The sequence below is a fragment of the Carboxylicivirga sediminis genome, assembly GCF_018156225.1.
GTDB lineage: Bacteria > Bacteroidota > Bacteroidia > Bacteroidales > Marinilabiliaceae > Carboxylicivirga > Carboxylicivirga sediminis.
In genome coordinates this window covers 44,104-64,842 of sequence record NZ_JAGTAR010000003.1, presented here as the reverse complement: position 1 = coordinate 64,842, position 20,739 = coordinate 44,104, and the positions used below count along the sequence as shown (strand labels likewise).

The 20,739-nt window shown below is 40.3% G+C and carries 16 protein-coding genes; 15 read left to right on the top strand and 1 reads right to left on the bottom strand.

Annotated elements, in window-relative coordinates:
* Nucleotides 1-37: 37 nt before the first annotated feature.
* A complete protein-coding gene (ndk, locus tag KDU71_RS03210) occupies nucleotides 38-469 on the bottom strand; it encodes a nucleoside-diphosphate kinase (protein ID WP_212188459.1) in 432 nt (143 codons plus the stop codon).
* Nucleotides 470-573: 104 nt separating this feature from the next.
* Here ndk and KDU71_RS03205 point away from each other — a divergent pair, with 104 nt between their 5' ends.
* The 15 genes from KDU71_RS03205 (at nucleotide 574) to KDU71_RS03140 (ending at nucleotide 20,726) form a co-directional block, all read left to right on the top strand.
* Nucleotides 574-1,602 carry a DHH family phosphoesterase gene (locus KDU71_RS03205; RefSeq protein ID WP_212188458.1) on the top strand — a complete coding sequence of 343 codons (1,029 nt, stop codon included), beginning with the start codon at nucleotides 574-576 and terminating at the stop codon, nucleotides 1,600-1,602.
* On the top strand, nucleotides 1,589-2,122 hold the full coding sequence (locus KDU71_RS03200) for an FKBP-type peptidyl-prolyl cis-trans isomerase (protein WP_212188457.1): 534 nt from the start codon (nucleotides 1,589-1,591) through the stop codon (nucleotides 2,120-2,122). The genes KDU71_RS03205 and KDU71_RS03200 overlap by 14 nt, the downstream gene beginning before the upstream one ends.
* A gap of 68 nt (nucleotides 2,123-2,190) precedes the next feature.
* The gene (locus KDU71_RS03195; protein WP_212188456.1) at nucleotides 2,191-2,802 is read left to right on the top strand and encodes a hypothetical protein; all 612 of its coding nucleotides are present in this window, start codon (nucleotides 2,191-2,193) and stop codon (nucleotides 2,800-2,802) included.
* A gap of 300 nt (nucleotides 2,803-3,102) precedes the next feature.
* Nucleotides 3,103-4,425, top strand: a complete 1,323-nt coding sequence (locus KDU71_RS03190; RefSeq protein WP_212188455.1) for an MFS transporter — start codon at nucleotides 3,103-3,105, stop codon at nucleotides 4,423-4,425.
* Nucleotides 4,426-4,516: 91 nt separating this feature from the next.
* Nucleotides 4,517-5,494: an ROK family protein gene (locus KDU71_RS03185; protein ID WP_212188454.1), complete on the top strand. Its 978-nt coding sequence runs from the start codon at nucleotides 4,517-4,519 to the stop codon at nucleotides 5,492-5,494.
* 211 nt (nucleotides 5,495-5,705) lie between these two features.
* Nucleotides 5,706-6,404 carry an NUDIX hydrolase gene (locus KDU71_RS03180; RefSeq protein WP_212188453.1) on the top strand — a complete coding sequence of 233 codons (699 nt, stop codon included), beginning with the start codon at nucleotides 5,706-5,708 and terminating at the stop codon, nucleotides 6,402-6,404.
* A 26-nt stretch (nucleotides 6,405-6,430) separates the two neighbouring features.
* Complete coding sequence (locus KDU71_RS03175; protein ID WP_212188452.1) at nucleotides 6,431-7,477, top strand: UDP-glucose--hexose-1-phosphate uridylyltransferase; 1,047 nt, start codon at nucleotides 6,431-6,433, stop codon at nucleotides 7,475-7,477.
* A gap of 26 nt (nucleotides 7,478-7,503) precedes the next feature.
* Nucleotides 7,504-8,778 carry a galactokinase gene (locus KDU71_RS03170; RefSeq protein ID WP_212188451.1) on the top strand — a complete coding sequence of 425 codons (1,275 nt, stop codon included), beginning with the start codon at nucleotides 7,504-7,506 and terminating at the stop codon, nucleotides 8,776-8,778.
* A 47-nt stretch (nucleotides 8,779-8,825) separates the two neighbouring features.
* Nucleotides 8,826-9,848: an aldose epimerase family protein gene (locus KDU71_RS03165; protein WP_212188450.1), complete on the top strand. Its 1,023-nt coding sequence runs from the start codon at nucleotides 8,826-8,828 to the stop codon at nucleotides 9,846-9,848.
* 96 nt (nucleotides 9,849-9,944) lie between these two features.
* Nucleotides 9,945-10,514 carry a TetR/AcrR family transcriptional regulator gene (locus tag KDU71_RS03160; RefSeq protein ID WP_212188449.1) on the top strand — a complete coding sequence of 190 codons (570 nt, stop codon included), beginning with the start codon at nucleotides 9,945-9,947 and terminating at the stop codon, nucleotides 10,512-10,514.
* A 270-nt stretch (nucleotides 10,515-10,784) separates the two neighbouring features.
* Nucleotides 10,785-14,057 (top strand): TonB-dependent receptor, encoded by a 3,273-nt coding sequence (locus KDU71_RS03155; protein ID WP_212188448.1) that lies wholly within the window; start codon nucleotides 10,785-10,787, stop codon nucleotides 14,055-14,057.
* 87 nt (nucleotides 14,058-14,144) lie between these two features.
* Nucleotides 14,145-15,659 carry a BACON domain-containing protein gene (locus KDU71_RS03150; RefSeq protein WP_212188447.1) on the top strand — a complete coding sequence of 505 codons (1,515 nt, stop codon included), beginning with the start codon at nucleotides 14,145-14,147 and terminating at the stop codon, nucleotides 15,657-15,659.
* Nucleotides 15,660-15,778: 119 nt separating this feature from the next.
* Nucleotides 15,779-15,904 (top strand): hypothetical protein, encoded by a 126-nt coding sequence (locus tag KDU71_RS23155; RefSeq protein WP_262898245.1) that lies wholly within the window; start codon nucleotides 15,779-15,781, stop codon nucleotides 15,902-15,904.
* A 236-nt stretch (nucleotides 15,905-16,140) separates the two neighbouring features.
* Entirely contained in the window at nucleotides 16,141-17,136 is a 996-nt protein-coding gene (locus KDU71_RS03145; RefSeq protein WP_212188446.1) for a LacI family DNA-binding transcriptional regulator, read from the top strand.
* A 50-nt stretch (nucleotides 17,137-17,186) separates the two neighbouring features.
* Nucleotides 17,187-20,726: a glycoside hydrolase family 38 N-terminal domain-containing protein gene (locus KDU71_RS03140; protein ID WP_212188445.1), complete on the top strand. Its 3,540-nt coding sequence runs from the start codon at nucleotides 17,187-17,189 to the stop codon at nucleotides 20,724-20,726.
* Nucleotides 20,727-20,739 lie beyond the last annotated feature (13 nt).

Here is a 20,739-nt window from a genome sequence, read left to right as displayed (position 1 = left end):
TTGCAATGCAAGAGGCCTCTGTAATTTTAACTTTTGTCTACGGGTGACGTTCCAGTAATTCCTTCGAGCTAAAGAAGAAGTGGCATTCACGTTCGGCGCTGGCATCGCTGTCTGAGCCATGAATCGCATTATGAGCTTTACTTTCAGCAAAAAGCTTTCGGATGGTGCCTTCTTCCGCTTCAGCCGGGTCGGTGCTGCCTATCAGTTTTCTGAAGTCTTCCACTGCATTTTCTTTCAAAAGAATAGCAGCCACAATAGGTCCTGATGACATAAAGTCAACCAGTTCGGGGAAGAATGGACGCTCTTTGTGCTCTTCATAGAAGTTTTCGGCATCTTCCTTCGATAATTTTAGGGATTTAATAGCCGAGATGCGAAATCCGGCTTCTTCAATCATATTGAGAATGGCGCCGATATGCCTGTTTTTTACGGCTCCCGGCTTAATCATGGTAAGTGTTTTCAGTCCTGCCATATTAGCTGATTAATTTAGTGTAAGGGTAAAACTTAATATTCCGAAAATACAAAAAAAATAGTCTTTCAAAATCTATATCTTTGTCAATTCAACAAAAAATTACAATGAATATTCAAGACAAGACACAAATAGATTTATTAAAAACTAAGATAGATAACAGTCGGAAAGTCATAATTGTTCCGCATAATAATCCCGATGGAGATGCTTTAGGTGCCGCATTGGGCCTATATAATACATTGAGGAATATGGACAAGGAGGTAACAGTGATATCTCCAAATGAATTTCCTGATTTTCTAAATTGGATGCACGGCGTGAATGAGGTATTGATTTACGATAAGAGCATCAAGAAGTCGACCAAACTAATTAAAGAGAGTGAACTGGTTATTTTTGTTGATTTCAATTCATTGACGCGTATCAAACTGATGGGTGAGCTGTTTGAGCAGGATGATACGCCCCGTATCATGATTGATCACCATCCATTTCCTGATGCTAATGTGGCACAACTACAGATAAGTGTACCTGAAGCTTCGTCAACCTGTGAGTTGCTCTTTCATGTGTTGAATGAGGCTGGCTTAAAAGATGCTGTGACCAAAGAAGCTGCCGAGTGTATTTATGCCGGTATCATGACCGATACTGGCTCGCTCAATTACAATTCTAACCGCCCCGAAACATATCTGATTGTGGCTGAGTTACTGCGTATGGGTATCGATAAAGAGCATATTCACCACATGATATTTCATAACAATTCATTTGATCGGATGCGCCTGTTGGGGCATGCACTGGGTGAGAAGATGGAGCGTTTACCTGAGTTGAAAACGGCCTATATATCTTTAAGTCAGGATGAGTTAAAACGTTTTAGCTTTAAGCCGGGTGATACTGAGGGATTCGTTAATCAGGCACTTTGGATTGAAGGCGTTAATTTGTCGGCTTTGTTTACCGAGAAAAAGGATTTAATAAAGATATCATTCCGTTCGCGCGGTGGTTTTCCGGCTAATAAGTTCAGTGAAACCTATTTTAATGGCGGAGGACATTTTAATGCTGCCGGTGGCGAATCAAAACTAAAGCTGGATGAAACAGTTGAACGATTTAAAAAAGTATTAAAAGAATTTTGTGATGCCAATGGCTTTAATTAGAATACTGGTTGTTGTATTAGTGACCATCGGTTTTTTTAATGGGTGTAAAGAAAAACCCAGAGAAAAAAAGCAGGTGACAAAGGACATGCTTTTGGAGATGAATAAAAAGATGGTTAGTGCCGAGGTGAAAGTGATTGAGCAGTACATTGCCGATAATCATTTGGATATGACCAAGTCAGGGACTGGTTACTATTATCAGATTAATAAGCCGGGTGTTGGAGATTCAATACGCCATCAGGATGCAGTGAAACTAGCTTACACAACCAGTTTGCTTGATGGAACTATCTGTTATTCTTCGGCAACTGATGGATTTATGCAATTTACGGTTGGGAAGGCGCAGGTGGAAGCTGGGCTTGAGCAATTTGTTCAGCACTTGCAGCAAGGTGCAATTGCTAAACTAATATTACCACCTTATCTGGCCCATGGTATTGCCGGCGATGGTAATAAGATTCCTAAATTGGCGATAATAGTAATGGATATTGAGGTGTTGGAGGTGCAAACAAGCCAATCATTGCCATAATAAGGTTTGAAGATTGCATAAAAATGATTTTCTTTGTGTGCTTGTCAAACTGACATAAAAAATAATTAATGAAGACTGGAAATAGATATTTTAACCTGACTATACTTATCGCAATTACATTTTTAATTGGATTTGCTGCTTGTAATGATTCTTACAATTACTTTAATGTAAAGGAAGCATTAGCTGCTGAACAGGAGTTGTTGGAACGCTATTATGACGAAGAGATGGATAATGGCTTGAGTAGATTAGACTCATTGACAGCTGCGGCGATAGATACAGTTGATCATCGTTTTGAATCAGGTTTGATGATGTTTCACACAAAATTAGGTGAAAAAGAACAGCCTGTTGAAGCCTATAAGACGGTAGGTTTCAGATACACAAATTATGCAATAGCCTTACAAATGGATACCCTCGTAGATGGTGTAGATACAACATTTGTAGAAAAAACAGTAGAAGTTTTTAGAGAGAGTAATGAATACGCCATTTCACCGTTTACGTTTACAACTTATCCGGTTGGTGGCGTACCCGGAGCTGGTTCAAATGTCTTTCCTGGTGTTAATGAAGCTGTGTTACACATGAATTTATTTGGCAAAGCTAAGCTTGTTCTTCCATCATTAATTGCAGATAATCAGTATAATACTCATATATTTGAGTTGGAAGTGACCTATTTGGAGCAATAAATAATTAGTTAAATATACAGAACCACCTCGTTATGGGGTGGTTTTTTTTTACCCTAAAACCGACTAGTAATTTATATCAATTTTTTATTAGCGATATTTTAACGCAAATTGTAAGAATTGTACATTTAAATACTATCTTGCTTTCCGTTTTTAAATAAATTAATCTTTTTTGTGCAAAATTGTTCATAATGAAGGTGGTAAGTGTTTGAAAACGAAACTCAAAAACTAATATTTTATACACAAACTAAAAACAAGGGAGGTGGGTTCTTGATCCACCTTTAAGAATTAATTAATCGAATTATGTCTAACAAAAACAACAAGGTATTGCCAATAGTAATGATGTTCTTTCTATTTGCAATGATTTCATTTGTGACTGGATTGTCAAACCCAATGGGTGTGATTGCCAAAAATCAGGATGGTATTCTTAACTGGATGTCTCAGTTAGGGAATTTTGCTAACTTCCTGGCTTATTTACTTCTAGGTTTACCTTCTGGAATTCTGTTGAAGAAAAAGGGTTATAAATTTACGGCCTTAACGGCAATTGCGCTTGGTATTCTGGGTGTTGGTGTTCAGTTAATTTCAGGCTTAATGCCATATGAAATTGGTGATAACTTCACACCAATCTTTACCGTTTACCTAACAGGAGCATTGATTTCAGGTTTCTCAATGTGTATGTTAAATACTGTTGTTAATCCAATGTTGAACACCTTAGGAGGTGGAGGTAAAAAGGGTAATCAGTTGATTCAGTTTGGAGGTTCATTGAATTCAATGGCAGCAACCATTGTCCCAATTTTGGGTGGTTATTTAATTGGAGATCTTGCTAAAGCAACCATGAAAAATGCTGTTCCTGCCTTGTTAATTGCTATTGGTATTTTTGTTGTAGCTTTTATTGTATTAGCAATCGTTGCTATTCCTGAGCCTCATAACAGAGATGTAAAAGAATCTAAAGTTATAGAGAAGTATAGTGCAATGTCATTCCGTCACTTCGTTCTAGGTACAGTGGCAATTTTCTTATACGTAGGTATTGAAGTTGGTATTCCAAATTTTATCAACCTTTTCTTAACTGCCGCTAAAGATGCTGCAGATGGAGCAGCAGGTATGGGTATTGATCCTGCAGCTGCCGGTTCGGTAGTTGGTACATATTGGTTTTTAATGTTGATTGGTCGTCTCACAGGTGGAGTTTTAGGTAGCAAATTTTCTGCAAAAGCCCAATTGACTTTTGTTAGTACCTTGGGTATTATTTTTGTTGCTTTAGGTATTTTCCTTCCATCAACTATTTCGGTCTCAATGCCAGTTTTTATGTCAGACCTAAGCTTTGGTATGCAGACAGTTCCATTAGCAGTAATGTTATTTACTTTGTGTGGTTTATGTACTTCAATTATGTGGGGAGGTATCTTTAATCTGGCTGTTGAAGGTATTGGAAAATATACGGAAATGGGTTCTGGTATTTTTATGGTAATGGTAGTTGGTGGTGGTGTTCTTCCATTGATTCAAGGAGCTGTTGCTGACCTTACAGTAAGCTACATGGCTTCATACTGGGTAATTGTTGCTGCTCTTGTTTATCTATTGTGGTATGCATTGGCAGGATGTAAAAATGTAAACAAGGATATTCCTGTAGAATAAGGGAAATTCGTATGATATAAAACGACTTCCTGGACTTACTTCAGGAAGTCGTTGTGTTTAAAGAAATCGATTAACTATTAAAACTAATCAAATGAAAAAGGTATCTGTTGGCGTGGATATAGGTGGTACTAACACCGCCATTGGAGTAGTTGATGAAATGGGTCATGTGCTCACCAAAGACAGTATTTCAACACCATCACATGGTGATATAAATAAATACATCGAAGATTTATCAGCTGCAATCAATAAGCTTATCACCAACGCTAAGTTGATGAATGAAGAAATTGAGATTATTGGTATTGGGGTTGGAGCGCCTAATGGCAATTATTATAGCGGAACAATCGAATATGCACCCAACTTGTCGTTTAAGGGTGTTGTGCATGTTGTGAAACTATTGAAAGCACATTTTCCTGATTTGGAAGCTATTGCTTTAACAAATGATGCAAACGCTGCTGCCATTGGAGAAATGATTTATGGTGGAGCCAAAGGCATGAAAAACTTTGTAATGTACACACTTGGTACAGGTGTGGGAAGCGGAGTTGTAGTAAATGGTGATCTTGTTTATGGTCACGATGGATTTGCTGGTGAGTGCGGGCATACTACGTTAGTGCCAGGAGGTCGTTTGTGTGGTTGTGGGGCTCAGGGACACCTTGAAGCCTACTGTTCTGCACCGGGTATGAAACGTACAGCATTTGAGTTGCTAGCGAAATACAATGCTACAGATAGCCCATTGGCCAATCACACCTATAATGATCTGACATCTAAAATGATTTATGATGCAGCTGTTGCCGGTGATAAAGTGGCTTTAGAGGTGTTTGAACTAACAGGTCATCACCTTGGGCAGGGAATTGCTGATACTATTCATCACTTAAGTCCCGAAGCGATATTCTTGTTTGGTGGTCCTTTGGCGGCCGGAGAACTTATTCTGAAGCCAACCAAGGAAAGTATTGAGAAGCATCTATTACCTATCTTCAAAGATAAAATACAATTATTGCCATCGAAGCTGGATGCTGGTGATGCGGCTATTGTTGGAGCAAGTGCTCTGGCATGGAAAGAGTTGAATAAGTAATAAACGTATGACATTATTAAAAAGCCTGTTCGATAAATTCGTGCAGGCTTTTTTTATATAATAGCGTGTCTAGTATGCTTTTATAACTCATAGTTTGTAAATGTCTGATTATTTGACGTAAACATCTTGTATTTTCTTTTAGTTGAATTATAAAAGTAAAATATACCTTTAAAAGAGTATAAAAGTAAATATTACTTTTATATTTGTAGGTATGAATAAAAGTATATACGATCAGTATCAGGAGAATAAACGCTTTGTAGCTGTTGATTGTGTCATTTTTGGCTATGAAGAAGAACAGCTTAAATTGTTGGTTTTTGAGCGTGATATTGAACCCGCAAAAGGTGAATGGTCATTGCTTGGAGGTTGGGTCAATGCCAATGAGTCAACTGAATCTGCTGCCCGTAGGGTGTTGCAAAAGTTAACAGGGCTTGATGATGTTTACCTAGAGCAGGTGCATACATTTTCTGATCCCAATCGTGATCCAGGAGGGAGTGTAATAACGGTTGAGTATTATGCTTTGATTAAGATTGATGATAAGGCAGCGAATTTGATCAAAGATTATGGGGCTAAATGGTTTACAATAGCCGCATTGCCGAAGCTTATTTTTGATCATGATGTTCTGGTTGAGAAAGCACTTGAGAAGTTGAGATTGCGTTCCAGTTACGAAATTATTGGGCGAAAACTGCTTCCTGAGAAATTTACTATTACCCGTTTGCGCAACTTGTACGATCAAATATTTCAAAGGCAATTTGATCCGGGTAATTTCCGAAAGAAAATTCTGTCGCTCAAAGTGTTGGAGCGACTTGAAGAGAAAGATATGTCCGAATCGCGGAAAGGGGCTTTTTACTTTAAGTTTAAGCCTAAACAGGAGGGCGAGTTTAGCGATCCGATTTTTAAACGTTCAATTTAATACTACTAACTGCACTTTATTATATTATGGAACAATTTGAATTTACTGAACATTCACACCGCAGGTATAATCCGCTGACTGGTGATTGGGTATTGGTTTCACCTCACCGGACAAAGCGCCCGTGGCAAGGAAAGGTTGAGAAGCCGGCAATTGAAAAGCGTCCGAAGTATGATGAAAAATGTTACTTATGCCCGGGTAATGAGCGGGCAGGAGGGCATAATAATCCCGAGTATAAAGATGTATTTGTATTTCAGAATGATTTCAGTGCGCTGGTGCCTGATATCCCTGAAGGCAATTACAGCAATGGCGAATTGTTTAAGGCTGAGAGTGAGAGAGGGTTTTGCAAGGTTATTTGTTTTTCGCCTCGTCATGATCTGACCATTCCTGAGATGGAGGTGACTGATATTCGGAAAGTAGTGGATTTGTGGTGCAATGAGTACCAGGAAATTGGCGCACTGAACTATATCATTCATGTTCAGATTTTCGAGAATAAGGGGGATATCATGGGGTGTAGCAATCCGCATCCACATGGGCAGATATGGGGACAATATTCGGTGCCTGTGGAGCCAGCTAAAGAAGCGGTGATGCAGAAGGCATATTTCGATAAGCACGGTAAAACACTTTTGGAAGACTATGTGGCTGAAGAGTTGAAGTCGGGCGAGCGTATTCTGGTGGAGAATGAGCATTTTGTGGCGTTGGTACCGTTTTGGGCAACCTGGCCGTTTGAAGCGATGATTGTGAGTAAGCGAGCAGTCGCCAGTATCTCACAACTTAGTGATGAAGAGCGCACAGCTTTGGCAGATGCCTATAAAAAGTTAACCGTGATGTACGATAACCTATTTGAAGTGTCGTTTCCCTATTCAGCAGGGATTCATCAGGCCCCAACAGATGGGCAGGAGCATCCTGAATGGCATTTGCACATGCATTTTTATCCGCCTTTATTACGTTCTGCAACGGTGAAGAAGTTTATGGTGGGCTATGAAATGATGGCCAATGCTCAGCGCGATATTACTGCAGAGCAGGCGGCCCAACGCTTACGTGATCTGCCAACTGTACATTATAAAGCTAAATAAACAATAACACTTAATTCAGTTTAGAAATGCAAATAACAAGTTTAATTGAGAAAATCAACGGTGGGAATAATCCGTTTTTTAAAGAGTTATATGGAAGCGATGCGGTTGTGTTGAAAGCTCAGGCTGATCGTTATATTAAATACATTAACGAGTTTAAAAGCATATACGGTAACGATGACGTGATGCTTTTAAGTTCTCCGGGGCGAACCGAAGTTGGTGGTAATCATACCGATCACCAGTTAGGACGTGTTTTGGCTGGAGCAGTTAATTTAGATAACATCGCAGTTGCAGCGCCTAACGGTACTAATAAGGTGCGTATCACTTCAGTAGGATTCGATCCTTTCGAAGTTGATTTGAGTGAATTGGAAGTGACGGAGTTCAAATTGACACCTGGAAACATTGTAAGAACCATTGCCAAAGAAATTAAAGCACTTGGTTTGGAGATTGCTGGTTTTGATGCAGTCATACATGGCAGTGTACCTGAAGGATCGGGGTTAAGCTCATCAGCTTCTTTCGAAGTATTGATTGGTGCCATCTTCAGTAACTTGTTTAATGATGGTAAGTTGGATCCGGTGGATAATGCTAAGATCGGCCAAAAAGCTGAGCATGCTTGTAAAAAGTTTTGCGGCTTAATGGACCAGACTGCCTGTGCTGTGGGCGGATTTATTACCATTGACTTTGCAGATAAAGCCAATCCGGTTGTAAAAGCTCTGGATTTTGATTTTGCCCAAACAGGATATTCATTAGTTATTACCAACACTGGTGGTAGCCATGGTGGATTGGATGAAGAGTACAATGCACTGCCTGGCGAGATGAAGGCGGTTGCTAAAGAGTTGGGGCAAGAAGTATTACGTCCGCTGTCAATGGAGGATGTGGTGAAAGGCATTCCGGCTATTCGTGAGAAAGTGGGCGACCGTGCTTTGTTGCGTTCTATTCACTTCCAGGCTGATAACTCACGCGTGGTATATCAGGTCGAAGCTTTAGAGTCTGGTAACTTCGAACAGTTTCTGGAACTGGTGGTTGAGTCAGGTTTTAGTTCATACATGTATAACCAGAATATTTTTGTCGGTGGCGAAACCAAGCATCAGAATGTGGCATTGGCACTGGCATTGAGTGAATTAGTACTCAAAGGCAAAGGTGCATGGCGCGTGCATGGTGGCGGATTTGCCGGTACCATCCAGGCTTTTGTACCTAATGATTTATTAGATGATTACATCACAACACTAGAGTCTGTATTCGGCAAAGGCAACTGTCACAAGCTGTTTATTCGCTCTAAAGGTGCTGTTCAGGTAGAATTATAATTTGTTTTTAATACTAACTACACCAATTTTCTTAAAAACGAACGAATATGACAAAAGCATCTGATGTGTTTACATTAAAAAATAATAACCAAGTAGAGGTAACCTTCATTGCACGAGGTGGACAAATCACCTCCATTAAAGTACCTAATGCCAATGGCGAAATGGCCGATGTGGTTATCGGTTATGATACCGTTGAAGGAGCTTTGGCTGGTGATACTTATTTTGGCGCTATTTGTGGGCGCTATGCTAACCGCATTGTGAAGGGGCAGTTTGAGTTGAATGGTCAAGAATTTCAGTTGGATACCAATAATGGTCCTAATCACCTGCATGGTGGAGTTGACGGTTTCAATCTGCGAACATGGGAAGTGGAAAAAGTAGATTTACCGCAATTTGCCCAGGCCTATAAGCTTAGCTTGGTGAGTTCAGACGGCGATCAGGGGTATCCCGGCGAATTAACGACCATCGTAACTTATGGTTTAACGGAGGATAATGAATTGGTGATCGAGTATGATGCAGTATCCGATAAAGACACCATTATCAACCTCACATCGCATGCCTATTTTAATCTGGATGGGGCAGGGACCGGTACAATTGCCAATCATCAATTAACTATTAATGCAGATAAGTTTACGCCGATTGATGGCGAAATAGGCACAGTGACAGGCGAGGTTGCAGAAGTGAAGGATACAGCAATGGACTTTATCACTACAAAAGCGATAGGTGAAGCTCTAACAGCTGATTGTCCGCAAGTTAAGTTGGTGGATGGTATCGATCATAACTTTGTAATTAATGGGTATGATGGAATGGTGAGATTGGCAGCACGTCTGGAAGGTCCTTCTTCAGGCCGGGCAATGGAAGTGTATACCGATCAGCCTGGTGTGCAAATTTACACTGGTAGTCATTTTGATGGTACCGAAATAGGCAAGCAAGGTAAACCAATTGAAAAATGGGCTGGGGTAGCGCTGGAAACACAGATATTCCCCGATTCACCTAATAAAGCGCATTTCCCGGAAGCCGTTTTAAAAGCCGGGGAACATTATCGACACACCTGTGTTTATAAGTTCATTTAATATTAAGTATGTTATAAGAACCACTTCTAATATTTAGAGGTGGTTTTTTTATGCTTCAAAAAAACGTTTAACTTCGCGAGGCTAAAACTAAATGTGATGAGTAAAAAGAAAGATATCTATAAAGGTGCAATGGAGTTATTTGTTGAAAAAGGCTTTGCTGCATCGGTCAATGAATTGATTGAACGCATAGGTATCGCCAAGGGTACGCTTTATCATCATATTACTAATAAGGAGCAGCTAATTATTGATATCTATAAGCAACTGATGTTTGAGGTAGAAGAGCAGTGTGTAAATGTGCTCACCGAAGATCAGAAGGAAAACACCAAACAGGTGTTTAGTGGTATAGTCAAATGGTTCATAACACATCCGGTTAAGTTTCATTATATCAATATATTTGAATCAAGTCCTTATATGAAAATGCATTTTGGTTTGGTAGAAGATACCAAAGAGGGGCCGCGTCGTTTTATCATGCAGAAAGTGAATATGGGCATCCTGAAAGCCTACAAAACTGATATGATCGCCTTCTTCGATTTTGCCTTTACAAGGGCTACGGCTAATTACTTCCTGAATTCACCAAAACCCCTTAAAAGTTTTACTGAAGAATTTGATGCTGCTTTTGATATGTATTGGGATGGGGTGGCAAAGAAGCAAATGCCTGCTAATTAGTTATTTCGTAAAAGTATTTTGTTATTGTGGTTTAAGGAGTTGTTGCTTTTGTTGATAACTTCTTAAAAAATGTTAATTATTTCTGTTGAGAAATTTGGTCTTTTATACAGAATTAACAGAATTTTAACGTTGAGAAAACCGACCTAATGGTCGAGTTTGACACCTTTGTCTTGGATAAGTGAAATGTGAGGCGGGTGTTCAATAGCTTGATATTAAGGAATGTAATACAATAATAAATACGTTTTAATTTTACGACTAATTTAATCAATCATGAAAAAAGTATTGAGATTATTTGCATGTATGATTATGGTTTTAGCATTTTTCATTTTGCAAACAAATGCACAGGTAACTACATCCAGTATGGGAGGACGTGTTACTGATGCAGAAGGGACTATAATCGGTGCAACGGTAATTGCTACGCACACACCTTCAGGAACAACTTATGGAACCATAACTAACACTGAGGGACGATTCAATTTCAACGGTATGCGTGTAGGTGGTCCTTATACGGTAAAAGTTACGTTTATTGGATATGGCGACTTTGTAAAAAACAATATCACATTGAGTTTAGGTGAGAATTATGTATTGGACGTAGTTCTTACCGATGAAGCAACATCACTAGATGAAATTCAAGTTACTGCAGTTCGCACTAAATTTTCCAATGAGAAAACCGGAGCTGTTACCAATATCTCAAACGATCAAATAGTTAATCTGCCAACAGTAAGTCGCAGTGTAATAGATATAACCCGCCTTTCTCCATATGGAGGCGATGGAATGAGTTTTGCCGGTGCCGATGGTCGTACGGCCAACTTTACAGTAGATGGAGCTAATTTCAACAATAACTTTGGTTTGAGTGATGCTCTTCCTGGTGGAGGTAATCCAATTTCTATTGAAGCAATTGATGAACTGCAAGTTGTGATTGCTCCTTACGATGTACGTCAAACTAACTTTATTGGTGGTGGTGTAAATGCGATTACAAAATCGGGTACAAATAAGTTTAAAGGAAGTGCTTATGTTTTTCATAGAAATGAAAACATGCGTGGAGATGCTGTTCACGGTCTGCAAATTGCAGGTGCGCGCGAAGAAGATCGTAATACAACTTATGGTTTCACCTTGGGGGGGCCGCTTATTGAAAACAAATTGTTCTTTTTCGTAAACGGCGAAATTACAAAAACACCAACCGTTGTGAATCGTTGGAGAGCTTCAACAGATGGAGTTGCTGATCCAGACAATTATATCTCACGTACAACAGAAAACGATCTTCAGATGGTTTCCGATTTTGTGAGAAGTAATTATGGGTATGAAACAGGATCTTACACAAGTTTCCCAGCAGACGAAAGCAACAAAAAATTGCTTGCTCGTCTTGATTGGAATATTTCAAACAAACACCGTTTGGCATTGCGTTACAACTATACGAAGAATCAATCATGGCGTTCGCCTAATGCCTCTTCTATGGATGGAGGTACTCGCATGTCTGAGGCGAGGATGTCACAGGCTTCAATGTCATATGCCAACTCGATGTATTCGATGGACAACCTTGTTCATTCATTCTCTTTTGACTTAAATAGTCGTATATCGGATAACATCTCTAACCAATTTTTGGCAACGTACTCTAAGCTCGACGATATCCGCGGAACAAATTCCGATCAATTTCCTTTTATCGACATCCTGAAAGACGGACAGGCATACCTTTCTTTAGGTTATGAACTCTTTACATGGAACAACGGTGTTCACAATGATGTAGTAAATATTAAAGATGAGTTGACCTTTTATTTAGGGAATCATAAAATTTTTGGTGGTTTTGCTTACGAGTATAAGATGGCCGATAATGCTTATATGCGCAACGGTACAGGTTACTATCGCTACTCAAGCCTTGACGATTTCTTAAATGGCGCAACACCTGAGATTGTAAACTTAACTTATGGTTATGATGGAGAAAGTAATCCGGCAGCTCGTGTAAGAAGTAATAAATTCGGCATTTATGCACAGGACGATTGGAGCGTTAATGAAAGATTCAAACTTTCGTATGGTATGCGCCTTGAAGCTCTTATTTTCAACAACGATGATTTGATAACAAATCAAGCTATCAAAGATCTTGATTACTCGGGTCGCCATATTGATACCGGAAAGTGGCCTGATGCAAATATTATATTTTCACCCCGTGTAGGTTTTGTTTGGGATGCATTTGGCGATAAAAGTATGAAAGTTCGTGGAGGTACCGGGCTTTTCGCGGGTAACTTGCCACTTGTGTTCTTCACCAATATGCCAACCAATGGAGGTATGGTTCAATACCAGGCACAAATAAATGAAAGAAATGCTGCGAATAATGGTTTCTCAATGGATGTATTTGATGGTGGCCTTGTTACCGATGCTAATGGAAGAGCTACCATTGGAGCATTGCATGATAAATTGGTAAGTTTGGGTTATCCTACAACAATTTCACCTGAGGATGGAACAGTGCCTTCGTCTATTTCTGCGGTAAATCCGAGTTTCAAAATGCCGCAAGTATGGAAAACGTCGCTGGCTGTTGATTATGCATTCAATACATCTTTCCCATTGTCAGCAACTGTTGAGGGAATTTACAATAAAACAATTAACGGCGTTACACTTTCTGACTGGAGTATTCCAAATGTAGGTGGCTTTGCTCGCTTTAATGGTGTTGACAACCGCCCTATTTATCCCGACGGTTACCGCACTAACACTCCGGCATTCATGTTGGAAAATACTAGTAAGGGTTATGGCTGGTCTGCCAACATCACGATTAATGCCAGACCTACAGAATGGATGAGCATGATGGCCGCATATACACATACAGTGGCAAAAGATTTAACAGGAATGCCGGGATCTAATGCTGAATCAGCATTTACATATGTTCCTACAGTTGAGGGACCTAATAACATTAAGTTACACAATTCTCAATACACCACACCCGATCGTTTGATTTTTTCGCTTAATGCTCATGACAAGTGTGGTAATCATTACGGTCTTATTTATGAAGGATGGCGTGGTGGAAGAAGCTACTCTTACATGACGGTAAACGATATTAATGGTGACGGTTACAACTACGATGCAATTTATATTCCAACTGACAATGAGGTAGCTAACGGTGATTTCCGTTTTGTTTCTGAAGATGACAAGACACGTTTTATGGACTATGTGCATGCCAATGATTATTTGAAAAATAATCAAGGCGATTATGCAGAAGCTTATAGTCTTTATTCTCCTTGGGTACACCGTGTAGATTTTAGCTATAAACATGATTTTAAGCTAAAAATCGGTAATAACGATCATAAGCTGCAACTTAGCATGGATATAAAAAATGTGATGAATCTGTTTAACTCAGAATGGGGTGTGGCTAAGGTCCTGAATCCTGAAATTGGTTCAGAAGCCCGAATCCTCAAATACGAAGGAGTTGACGCAGATGGGGTAGCTACATTCTCTACACCTTCTTCAATATCTGGTGATACTAAAACATTTACACCAAGCTACACCTTGGGGCAAACTTGGTATGCGTTAATTGGTATCAGGTATGTTTTTAACTAATTTTAGCGTATAGAAAATATGAAACGAGTCGCGAAATGCATCGGGACGAGTTCCAGGAGTTACCATAGAAAATTAAAATATATACAGATGAAACTAAAATATTTATTTCCACTATTCATTGCAGCCCTTGCCTTTATGACAAGTTGTGACGATGAAGAAACTATGACTTTGCTTGATGAAATTCGGGTATCGTCGTCGTTTGTCGCTATTCCTCAGGATGGAGGTTCTACATCTATTACTGTAACGGCTAAGGATAGCTGGACGGCAGAAAAAGTAACAACCGATAAAGATGATGTTGAATGGTTAACAATCTCTTCAACTTCGGGAGGTAAAGGTGAGTCAGAAATTACCTTTTCTGCTTCATCTGCTTTAGATGGTCGCACTGCAGAGGTTTTGCTCAGCACAGAAGACGTAACGCAGAGAATTAAAATTATTCAGGGACTCCCACAAATATCGTTAGCAACCGTTGCTGAAGTGCTTGCAGCTCCCGATGGGAAAAATTTCCGCGTTTCGGGTGAATGCACCAGCATTAGTAATACACTATATGGAAATTGGTATCTAAAAGATGAAACAGGTACTGTTTACATATATGGTACCCTTGACGCGAAGGGGGGGACAAAGAATTTCCTGAGCCTTGGTCTTGAAGTTGGAGATGAAGTAACGATTGAAGGGCCAAAGTCGTCTTACAAAGGTGATCCTCAAATGGTGAATGTTACAGTTATTGAAATTACTAAATCACTTGTAAGGGTTGACTCGGTAGAAAACGAAGTGCTTCCTGTCGAAGGAGGCGAATTTATTGCGTACTTAACCTGCAAAGGAGAGGGTGTATCAGTAGAAATTCCTGAAGATGCGAAGTCATGGTTATCTATTTCATCCATCCAGTCAGCTGGCACCAATAGTGTTATAACATTCAAAGCCGAGGCTAATGAAGGTGGAGATCGCGAAACGCTTCTAACGTTCGCCACTACTGAAGGCACTAAAAACTATACAGCGAAAACAACGCTTAGCCAAAAAGGAGCTATTGTAAATGCTACAGTAGCAGAATTTCTTGCCGCCGAAGTGGGCAATACACAATATCGATTGGAAGGAGTTATTACAGATATTACCAATACTACCTATGGCAATTTATACTTGCAGGATTTCTCTGGCGAAACCTACGTTTATGGTATTGAAGATTTCGGAGATAAAGGTTTGAAGGTAGGCGATATTATCACTATAGTTGGAAGACGAGGAGAATACAATGGGTCTCCTCAAGTAAGTGGTGCTATATTGGAAAGCTCTATTCCTGTAACTCCGGTTACAATTACTGAATTTCTGGCGAAAGAAGAGTCTAACGACACTTACTATATGGTAAGCGGTGATATAACACAAATTACTAATGATACATATGGTAATCTATATTTAAATGATGGCGTGAGTGAGATATATGTGTATGGCTGCTACCCTGGTTGGGGAGCTAGCGGTGATGATCGTAAAGGATTATTAGCTGCAAAAGGTATTGTGGTTGGTGATGAAATAACTATAATTGGTATAAGAACTAGCTACAACGGACAAGATCAACTTGGAAATGGTATTTATTTCAGCCATGTAAGTGCTAACTAGAGAATATTCTATAAATATTAATAAACCGCAGTCAGTTAGATTGCGGTTTATTTTTTTATGTGCCGTTCATTTAGTCTTGACTTTGTCTTATTGAGTTAATGGACATTGATAATAACCATATGATCCAGAAAAATCTGATTCATATGGCTGGTGAGGAAGTTGTTTCCAAAACGGAAGCTTTAACCAGCCATACTAAAGCAACCCTTTCGGTAAGTCATCTTAAGCAAGGCATCTACTTTTTTTAAGAATTGATATTGACGGAAACTTAATTAATAGAAAAGTCATTATTCAGTAATATGACAAAGAACTTATTCATAAGGCTGCTTCATCAGAGGTGGCCTTTGTTTTTACACATATATGACCTTTGCAGGGAGGCAAAATGTCCACATCCTTCTACAAATGTTTTAGCCACTTTATTTTTTGAATTAATACTTTGAGTTGTAATTTGTAATTAATACACTTGCAACTAAAGCGGTTTAGTATGCAAAATATTTCATTGGAAGAACTGGCTGGAAAAGCCAAGGTATCAAAAACTACGGCTTCCTTAGTGCTTAATGGAAAAGGAGATAGGTACAAAATAAATAAGGACACACAGCAACGTATTCTTAGAGTAGCTGCCGAATATAATTATAGACCCAATTTTTCAGCTCGCAGCCTTACAAAGGGGAGAACTATGACCATAGGATTGGTTGTGCCTAATATTGCGGATAGTTTTTACAGCAACATCGCTTTTCAGCTGGAGCAACAGCTAGCCAATACCGAGTATCAATTGTTGATGGGCAGTACCCGTGAAAACTCAGAACGGGAGGAAGCACTGATCAATACCTTTTTAAATCGCCAGGTTGATGCACTGATTGTGGCCACAACGCAGAAGAAACAAGCGTATATTGAACGTATTTATAATAGTGGTATTCCTGTTGTCCTGTTTGATCGTCATTATCCTAATTCGCTTTTGCCTCATGTGATAGTTGATAATTACCGGGGGATAAACAAACTGATTCATCATCTTCAGTCAAAGAGCCGAACAAATATTGGCTATGTTGGTCTGGAGTTAGAATTGGATGCCATCAAGGAACGACAGTTGGCCTATAATGACTGGATGAAGGCCACTTCATCGCCAGATTTCTTTCGAACGGTGCATTATGAGAATTATCAGGCAGAATGTGAAGGTGTGGTTAGCCAGTTGCTTCAAAACGGTGTTGATGCCTTACTTTTTGAAACACATTACCTGGCTTTAGAGGGGATTAAGTGTATGACGAGTAAGGGCTTTCATTGTCCAGATGATGTGAGTGTGGTGAGTTTTGGTGATCATCAGGCATTCAGTGTATTTACCCCGGGCATTACAGTAGTTCATCAACCTGTTGCGCGAATTGCGGAGAACTGCTTAGAGTTGGTTTTTGAACAATTGAAAGAGGGCGGTCTGCAGTCATCAGGCGAAATAATTCTGGAGCCGGAATTGGTCATTAGAAATACTTGACATACAACTATTAGAGCTAAATATAATTGTTTAAATATAAATCGAAACACATGAAAAAGCGAATCATTTCATACTTATTGTGCCTGACGATCCTGACCGGTGGCTTGGCACAATCTGTGACTGATAATGCTGCATTATCAGAGTTGGGTAAACGTGCAGATACTTTTATTGAAGGTTATCAGACGCACCATGAAAAAGGTCTGTTTCAGTACCATTCTTTGCTTGACGCCACCACGCCATCTTTACTATGCAGATCTAATACAGAGCCTATCGAATGGCAGTCAGCACCTGTGCCTGATAAGCTAAATAGTAAGTACATTGATTTTCTATGGCTTGTCAGTCTGGATGCTGCAGAGCAAACGCCTGCCTTCTTTTTTTATATCAATAAACTAAAGCGCTTTAGTTTTACTCAGGGCAATGCGAAGAGCTGGAAGGTAGATGGAGAGAGTCATTCTTATTTGAGTTATTACCATGTTTCGTCCGACCGCCATGGCGATACGCATGGTTATTTGCATGCTCGTATTCCAACCAACTGGGTGAAGGCTGGTGAGGCTGTTGAATTTAAGATAGCCGGAGATGGGAAAGGTACTAATGAATGGATTCAGGTGTATCGCGAACAGGAGATTTGCAAGTACTTATACAATAAAGCATCACGTGAGAACAGTGTTGCCATCCATTTGAAAAGCGATCAAATTAGTGTGAAGGCTGGTAAGGAAATGGCTGCTACAATGCTCAGGCTAACTCTGGATGGCGATGTTTTTGAGCAAAAGCTTAATAATGACGGAGAGGCCATCTGGCCAATACAGAAGGGTGTTGCCCAATATTCATCCTGGCAATTGGAGGTGAGTAACCAACCATTATTTGGTGGTGAACTTCGTGGGGCCAACGAAAACTATTACGTAGTCGGACAACAAGGGTTGATTAAGCACATCGATATAACTCACAAGCCTGGTAATACGAAAATAATTGCTCAAAGAGTCTATCAGCCTAAGATGGTGGATAAGCTAATTGAATTATCGGAGTCAAAACTGGCTACGGGAACGATTTGCCTAATGAATTCCAGTCATCAGGATATAGCCTGGATGGACGATGTAGAGAAGTGCATTGTTGAGCGTGATACGATGCTATTATCACCTCTGGTGCAGGATGGACTGGCTGCCGAGAACTACAGCTTTGATATTGAAGATGCCTTGATGATTGAAGAATATTTGATGCGGCATCCTGACAGAAAGGGCGATATATTAAAATTACTGAAGCAAGGTAAAATAACAGTTGGCGCTACCTACATTCAACCGTATGAGGAGATGTATTCGGGTGAATCACTGGCGCGTCAGTTCTATTTTGGTAAGAAATGGCTGCAGGATGAGCTGCAGGGCTATTCAGCAGATACCTATTGGAATGTGGATGTGCCAGGCAGAACCATGCAAATGCCGCAGTTAATGCTTAAGGCGGGTGTGCCTAATCTGGTAATAAGTCGTCAGGCCAAAGGTGTTTATGGTTGGGCATCACCCGATGGCTCAACGGTGAGGGCGTATTCATCAGGCCATTATAGTCTGGATTATAATGGTATTAATCGCAACTTTTTTGATGCCGCGGCTTATATTGCCGATGCTGTGCTATTCTGGAAAGATGGCTACAATGATGTAAATGCCAATGAAGCGGTAATGCCTATTTTATCGGATTATGACATGAGTCCTGCTAAGGATTACTCACAGTTGATGGAACAATGGGCGGGCATCAAATATATTGAAGGTGCAGACGGACGGATAAAGCCCATTCAGCTGCCTGCCATTGAGCTGACCAGCACAGCGCAGTTTATGGAGCGAATCGCGAATAATACGGAATCATTGAATGTTATTAAGGGAGAGCGTCCGGCATTGTGGCTGTATATTCATGGTCCATCGCATCAGAAAGCTATAAAAGCAAGTCGGGAGGGCGATCAGATGCTGGTAAATGCCGAGCAGTTTGCAGTACTGGATGCTGTTACAAAAGGTTCCTTTGCTACTTACCCCAAAGAGAAACTGAACGAGGCGTGGAAGGCAAAGATTTATCCTGACCACGGATGGGGCGGTAAAAATGGTGATATCACCGATGCTATTTTCGAAGCAAGCTATCAGAAAGCTCTGGGATTGGCTAATGCCATTGCCGATGAAGCCATTAATAATGTGGCTGGCCGGATTAAATTCAGGAAAAAAGGAGTGCCCATTGTTCTGTTTAATGGTTTGAGCTGGGAGCGTCAGTCGCCGGTGGAGGCCGACCTCAATCTGCACGAACTGGCTATTAGTGGACTTAGCCTGACTGATAGTGATGGCAACAGCATTCCATTCCAGGTAATTGAGCACAATACCGATGAACAGGGCCATATTAAAACGGCGAAGGTGGAGTTTATGGCTGATGTGCCTGCTCATGGCTATGCCACCTATTATGCAGTAGCATCTAACACCTTACCGCCAGTGACTGATGAAAAGGAATTGAATACATTGGAAACAGCTTTCTATAATATTGAAATAGGCCGTGGCGGACTGAGCAGTGTAACCGATAAAGCGACAGGTAAAGAGCTATTTGATACCAGCGAATTTCTGGCAGGTGATATTTTCTCATTACAATCAGAAGGGAACGGAGCTGGCGAATTTGTGCAAGTGCAGCAACCTACGCTGGAAGGTTTTGAGCAAATAAGTGCACACCAGCCAACCTGGCAAATGGTAGCCAATGGGCCAATATATGCTAAGTGGGAATTACGACAGCCACTTAAGCACGCTGTGGCTCAACTGGCCGTGAAAGTGTATAAGGAGATGCCACGAATTGATTTTGATGCGGATATCATGAACTGGGATGGTGAGATGTACCGTGAATTCAGAATGGCGTTTCCTTTGGCAGAAGCATTCAGCCAGGTGGCATACGAGGTACCTTATGGAATTTTACGTGTTGGTCAGGATGAGATGCAGGGTCCGGCTGGTGGCGAAGCGGGTGGATTAATATATAGCACACCTTGTGAAGATATTCATCCGCGTGGGATAATGAACTGGATAGGAGCCTATAATGATGAACTGGCATTATCGGTTTCATCATCGGTGGTTGCAGCCGATTATATGGATGTAAAACAAGCCGGAAAATTGACTATTCAGCCTATTCTTTTTGCATCGCGCCATAGCTGTCACTGGGAGGGCAATCCTTACCCGCAAACGGGTAATCACCATTTCCGTTTTTCCTTATCAACGTCTAAACCCGATTTGGCGGAGATGAACCGAAATGGTATTGCTAATAACACACCCTTATTGGTTGTGGTAAACCCCGAAAGAAGTAAAAAAGGTAGTTTACCAGAGTCATTGTCACTATTGGAGGTGTCGGATCCGGATGTGGTAATCTCTGCCATTAAAAAAGCCGAAGATAATGATGATATCGTTGTCAGGCTTTATAAAACGGGTCAGTCCGGTCAATCGGTTATTTTAACAGGTATGAAATCCATTGCTACTGCATCTAAAACCAACCTGATTGAAGAAAAAACAGGAAGTCTGCAGTCAAAGGACAGATCCGTTGAGTTACCGTTGAAGAATTACGAAATTGAGACTATCCGTTTATCATTTGACTAATCAATTATTTTAT